Annotated in this window: 5 protein-coding genes; all 5 read left to right on the top strand. The window is 65.8% G+C overall.

Annotated features, from left to right (window positions below):
* On the top strand, positions 1–2,109 hold a 2,109-nt coding region (gene aceE, locus P2Q66_RS07150; RefSeq protein ID WP_275726754.1), incomplete at its 5' end, for a pyruvate dehydrogenase (acetyl-transferring), homodimeric type.
* A 156-nt stretch (positions 2,110–2,265) separates the two neighbouring features.
* The gene (locus P2Q66_RS07155) at positions 2,266–3,510 is read left to right on the top strand and encodes a helix-turn-helix domain-containing protein (protein WP_275726756.1); all 1,245 of its coding nucleotides are present in this window, start codon (positions 2,266–2,268) and stop codon (positions 3,508–3,510) included.
* An 88-nt stretch (positions 3,511–3,598) separates the two neighbouring features.
* On the top strand, positions 3,599–4,528 hold the full coding sequence (locus P2Q66_RS07160) for an ACP S-malonyltransferase (RefSeq protein WP_275726758.1): 930 nt from the start codon (positions 3,599–3,601) through the stop codon (positions 4,526–4,528).
* Positions 4,525–5,586 carry a beta-ketoacyl-ACP synthase III gene (locus P2Q66_RS07165; RefSeq protein ID WP_079598972.1) on the top strand — a complete coding sequence of 354 codons (1,062 nt, stop codon included), beginning with the start codon at positions 4,525–4,527 and terminating at the stop codon, positions 5,584–5,586. The genes P2Q66_RS07160 and P2Q66_RS07165 overlap by 4 nt, the downstream gene beginning before the upstream one ends.
* Before the next feature lie 78 nt (positions 5,587–5,664).
* Positions 5,665–5,867 (top strand): acyl carrier protein (locus P2Q66_RS07170; protein WP_275726761.1); only part of this gene is annotated, 203 nt, incomplete at its 3' end.

Consider the following 5,867-nt stretch of genomic DNA (forward strand, 5'->3'; position numbering starts at 1 on the left):
CCGATGAACGCGATCTACCAGGCCCAGTCCAACCGGTACCTGCACAACCGCGGCCTCAAAGACACCTCCGACCAGCAGGTCTGGGCGTTCCTGGGCGACGGCGAAATGGACGAGCCCGAATCCCGCGGCCTGCTCCAGCTCGCCGCGAACGAGAACCTGGACAACCTGAACTTCGTCATCAACTGCAACCTCCAGCGCCTGGACGGGCCGGTGCGCGGCAACGGCAAGATCATGCAGGAACTCGAAGCGTTCTTCCGCGGCGCCGGCTGGAACGTGATCAAGGTCGTCTGGGGCCGGGAATGGGATGACCTGCTCACCCGCGACACCGACGGGTCGCTGGTGAAGATCATGAACGAAACCCCTGACGGGGACTACCAGACCTACAAAGCCGAATCCGGCGGGTTCGTCCGCGAACACTTCTTCGGCAAGGACCCCCGCACCAAAGACCTCGTCGCGGACCTCACCGATGACCAGATCTGGAACCTCAAACGCGGCGGCCACGACTACCGCAAGGTCTACGCCGCCTACAAGGCAGCCACCGAATTCAAGGGCAAACCCACCGTCATCCTCGCCAAAACCGTCAAGGGCTACGGACTCGGACCCCACTTCGAAGGCCGCAACGCCACCCACCAAATGAAGAAGCTGACCCTGGACGACCTGAAGAAGTTCAGGGACCACCTGCGGATTCCGGTCACGGATGAGCAGCTGGAGAAGGATCCGTACCAGCCGCCGTACTACCACCCGGGCACCGATGCGCCGGAGATCCAGTACATGATGGAGCGCCGCGCAGCCCTGGGCGGTTCCGTGCCGGAGCGCCGCTCCAAGCACGCCGAAATCACCCTGCCAGAGGCCAAGTCCTACGAGGTGGCAAAGCGCGGCTCGGGGAAGCAACAGGCCGCCACCACCATGGCGTTCGTCAGGCTCCTGAAGGACCTGATGCGGGATAAGAACTTCGGCAAGCACATCGCCCCGATCATCCCGGACGAGGCCCGTACGTTCGGCATGGACGCGTTCTTCCCCACCGCGAAGATCTACAACCCCAAGGGCCAGAACTACCTGTCCGTGGACAGGGACCTGGTCCTGGCCTACAAGGAATCCGCCCAGGGCCAGCTGATCCACCCCGGCATCAACGAAGCCGGCGCCGTGGCAGCGTTCACCGCCGCCGGCACCGCCTACGCCACCCACGGCGTGCCCCTGGTCCCGGTCTACGTGTTCTACTCCATGTTCGGCTTCCAGCGCACCGGCGACGCCTTTTGGGCAGCAGCGGACCAGATGACCCGCGGCTTCATCATCGGCGCCACCGCCGGCCGGACCACCCTCACAGGCGAAGGCCTCCAGCACGCCGACGGCCACTCCCCGCTGCTGGCCTCCACCAACCCGGCAGTGGTCACCTACGACCCCGCCTACGGCTACGAAATGGGCCACATCATCCGCGACGGCCTCGAACGCATGTACGGGCCGGACTCGGAAGACCGGAACCTCATGTACTACCTCACGGTCTACAACGAGCCGATCACCCAGCCCGCCGAACCGGAGGAACTGGACGTCGAGGGCGTCATCAAGGGCATTTACCTGCTCGCTCCCGCAAAGATCGACGGTCCCCGCACCCAGATCCTGGCCTCCGGCGTGTCGGTACCGTGGGCGCTGGAAGCCCAGCGGATCCTGGCCGAAGACTGGTCCGTCTCCGCCGACGTCTGGTCCGTCACCTCCTGGAACGAACTGCGCCGCGACGGCCTCGCCGCCGAGGAAGAAGCATTCCTCAACCCCGGCGAACCCGCACGCGTACCGTTCGTGACACAGCAGCTCGAAGGTGCCACCGGACCTGTCGTGGCCGTGTCCGACTACATGAAGGCTGTCCCGGACCAGATCCGCCAGTTCGTGCCGAACGAGTACGCCACCCTGGGCGCGGACGGCTTCGGCTTCTCCGACACCCGCGCAGCGGCCCGCCGGTTCTTCAAGAACGACACCCACTCGATCGTGGTGCGTTCCCTGGAGATGCTGGCACGCCGGGGCGAGGTGGACGCGCAGGCTCCCATCAAGGCCATCGAGAAGTACCGGCTGCACAACGTGAATGCCGGCTCAACAGGCAACGCCGGCGGAGAGGCTTAACCACCTCCAGCGCAGCGTCAACGACGGCGGCTCCCTCCGGAAGGCGGGGGCCGCCGTCGTTCGTCTGGAGGGGCGCCTGCTGTGTGACGCACAACAAGGCGGATTGTAGCCTTTGCACAAATGGAGCTTGCGGGACGCTGCCCGTATGCTCGAAGGATGCCAGCACCAGCCACCCCGTCCGCCAAGCGCAAACCGTCCCAGCCCAAGGTCACCCCGGAGAAGTCCGAGACCCTGAAAAAGTTGCGCGCAAATGTGGGACAGCTGTCCACCACCACCATGCGTGAGCTGGAAAAATCGCTCCCCTGGTACAGCCGGCTGAGCTCCGACGAACGGTCGGCCCTGGGCATGGTGGCGCAGAACGGCATCGCCGCGTTCGTCACCTGGTACGAGCGCCCGAGTTCCCCGTCATGGATCCTCACGGACGTCTTCGGTACCGCCCCGACGGAGCTGACCCGCTCGATCAGCCTGCAAAAGGCCCTGCAGCTGATCCGGATCGTGGTGGAGGTGGTGGAGGACCAGGTTCCGGTCATCGCGCCGGAGGCGGACCAGCCCTCGCTCCGGGAGGCTGTCCTGCGGTATTCCCGGGAAGTGGCTTTTGCTGCGGCGGACGTCTATGCGCGCGCCGCGGAATCCCGCGGTTCCTGGGATACCCGCCTCGAAGCATTGATCGTGGACGCCATCCTGCGCGGCGAAAATACCGACGCCCTGCGCTCCAGGATAGCGGCGCTTGGCTGGAAAGCGCAGGAACGCTTCACGGTCATGGTGGGTAATTCACCCTCCGAACCCAGCGCCAGCTACGTGAGCGAGCTGCGGCGCACGGCCGGGCGCTACGCGGAAGACGCGCTCGTGGGCATCCAGGGCGACCGGCTGATCCTCATTCTCGGAGGGGTCCAGGACCGCGAAACCGCCTACGTGAAACTCAGCGAGATGTTTGCGCCCGGGCCCGTTGTGTATGGCCCCGAGGCCGGTTCCCTGCTGGAGGCCAGCGGCTCAGCACAGTCCGCCTTTGCCGGTCTCACCGCGGCCAAGGCCTGGCCCTCCGCGCCGCGGCCGGTGGCGGCCGACGACCTGCTCCCCGAGCGCGTCATCTCCGGCGACGACGCCGCCCGCCGCTCGCTGGTCAAAAACATTTACCGGCCCCTGCTGGCGGCATCCAATGGACTGGTGGAAACGCTTGGCACCTATCTCGAACTGGGGCATTCCCTCGAGGCCACCGCCCGTGAACTCTTTGTCCACGCCAACACCGTGCGCTACCGGCTGAAGCGGGTCTGCGACGTCACGGGCTGGGATCCGCTCCTTCCCCGCGAGGCGTTTGTCCTGCAGGCAGCGCTCGTGGTGGGCCGCCTTTCGGCCCCTCCAAAAGCCGCCGCGGAACGTCAGCCGTCGCGGAATCAACCCTGAGGCGTTGTAGACTTCCTACAACCTGACCCCGTGAGCTTGGTGCGGACAAACACCGCTGGATCACACAGTAATTTGGAAAGCTGGATACGTGCTTGCAATAGTCTGCCCTGGACAGGGCTCACAAACCCCGGGTTTTCTGGCCCCTTGGCTGGAACTTCCCTCGGTGGCAGGCCAGCTGGCCTCCCTGAGCGACATCGCGGGTATTGACCTGATCGCCCACGGAACCACCTCGGATGAGGAAACCATCAAGGACACTGCCGTAGCGCAGCCCCTGATTGTCGCCGCAGGGCTGGTGGCCGCGGCATCCCTCTTCGACGTCGAACTCAACTCCCTGCCGGTGATCCTGGCAGGCCACTCGGTCGGTGAAATCACCGCTTCCGCCCTGGCCGGTGTCCTGACCGAGCAGGAAGCCATGACCTTCGTCCGCGAACGTGCCAACAGCATGGCGGCCGCTGCCTCCGTCACCCCCACCGGCATGAGCGCCGTGGTGGGCGGGGACCCGGCGGAGGTCCTGGCAGCCATCGAGGCGTCCGGCGCCACACCTGCCAATGTCAACGGCGCGGGCCAGACAGTGGCCGCAGGAACCTTCGACCAGCTGAAGGCACTCGCCGACAACCCGCCGGCCAAAGCACGGGTCATCCCGCTGAAGGTTGCCGGCGCCTTCCACACGGGCCACATGTCCCCCGCAGTCAGCGCGCTGAAGGCGCTTGAGCCGCAGCTGAAGCCGCAGGCGCCCACTGTTCCCCTGCTGTCGAACTACGACGGCGGCGAAGTCACCGATGGCCCTGCCGCCGTCGACAGCCTTATCGCCCAGGTATCCCGCCCCGTGCGCTGGGACCTCTGCATGGAAGCCATGGTCCAGCGCGGCGTCACTGGCGTCATTGAACTGGCTCCCGCCGGTACCCTCGCCGGCCTGGCCAAACGCGGCATGCCAGGGGTCAAGACGGTGGCGGTCAAGACCCCCGACGATCTTTCCGCCGCCCTGGCACTCTTCGCAGAACTGGAGGGCAACGCATGAGCGTTCCCACGCTGAAGCAGGCTCCCCTCCAGGAGCACACCCGGATCCTTGGGCTGGGCGCGTACCGGCCAGACGTCATCGTCACCAACGAGGATGTGTGCCAGTGGATCGATTCCTCGGACGAGTGGATCCGGCAGCGCACAGGAATCGTGACGCGCCACCGCGCCAAGGCGGATGTGAGCGTCATTGACATGGCCGAGGGCGCTGCCCGTGAGGCGATGGAGAAGGCTGGAATCCAGGCCTCTGACCTCGGCGCTGTGATCGTTTCGACGGTGACCCACCCCTACGCCACCCCTTCGGCCGCTGCAAGCCTGGCTGACCGGCTGGGTGCCACCCCGGCCCCTGCCTTCGACATTTCCGCAGCATGTGCCGGCTACTGCTACGGCATCGCCCAGGGTGACGCCCTGGTCCGGTCCGGAACGGCCAAGTATGTGCTGGTGGTCGGAGCGGAGAAGCTCTCCGATGTCATCGACAACCGTGAACGAACCATCTCCTTCCTGCTTGGCGACGGTGCCGGCGCAGTCGTCATCGGCCCGTCCGACACTCCGGGCATCTCGCCCTCGGTTTGGGGCTCGGACGGCAGCAAGTGGGACGCGATCGGTATGACGCGCTCCATGCTGGACGTACGCGACCTCGGCATGGCTGCCCGCCAGTCGGACTCCACCGGCGACCTCGCGCTGCTCGAAGAAGCCCAGGAGCTCTACCCCACGCTTCGCCAGGACGGCCAGACGGTGTTCCGCTGGGCTGTCTGGGAAATGGCGAAGGTGGCCCAGCAGGCACTCGAGGCTGCCGGCGTCGAGGCCGAAGACCTGGTGGCGTTCATTCCCCACCAGGCCAACATGCGCATCATCGACGAGATGGTGAAGAAGCTGAAGCTGCCGGAGACGGTTACAGTGGCACGGGACATTGCCGACGCCGGCAACACGTCTGCCGCGTCCATCCCGCTGGCAACGCACCGCCTGCTGCAGGAAAACCCGGAGCTGAGCGGCGGTCTCGCCCTGCAGATCGGCTTCGGCGCCGGGCTGGTGTTCGGCGCTCAGGTAGTTGTCCTTCCCTAGCAACGCCCCACGGGCCGCATCCGCGGCCCGGCCCATTTCCGGCAGCCCCTGCCGGCAACACAAGAAAAGGAGCCACTAATGGCTAGCAACGAAGAGATCCTGGCCGGCTTGGCTGAAATCGTCAACGAAGAAACCGGCCTGGCCCCGGAGGCTGTGGAGCTGGACAAGTCCTTCACCGAGGACCTGGACATCGACTCCATCTCGATGATGACCATCGTTGTCAACGCCGAAGAGAAGTTCGGCGTGCGCATCCCGGACGAAGAGGTCAAGAACCTCAAGAC

It is taken from the genome of Arthrobacter sp. Cr_A7 (assembly GCF_029222765.1).
In the GTDB taxonomy this organism is placed as follows: Bacteria; Actinomycetota; Actinomycetes; order Actinomycetales; family Micrococcaceae; genus Arthrobacter.

Excerpts from the sequence above, each read along its gene's own strand:
- P2Q66_RS07155 (WP_275726756.1), top strand. The coding sequence starts at position 2,266 with ATGCCAGCACCAGCCACCCCGTCCGCCAAGCGCAAACCGTCCCAGCCC.
- P2Q66_RS07165 (WP_079598972.1), top strand. The coding sequence starts at position 4,525 with ATGAGCGTTCCCACGCTGAAGCAGGCTCCCCTCCAGGAGCACACCCGG.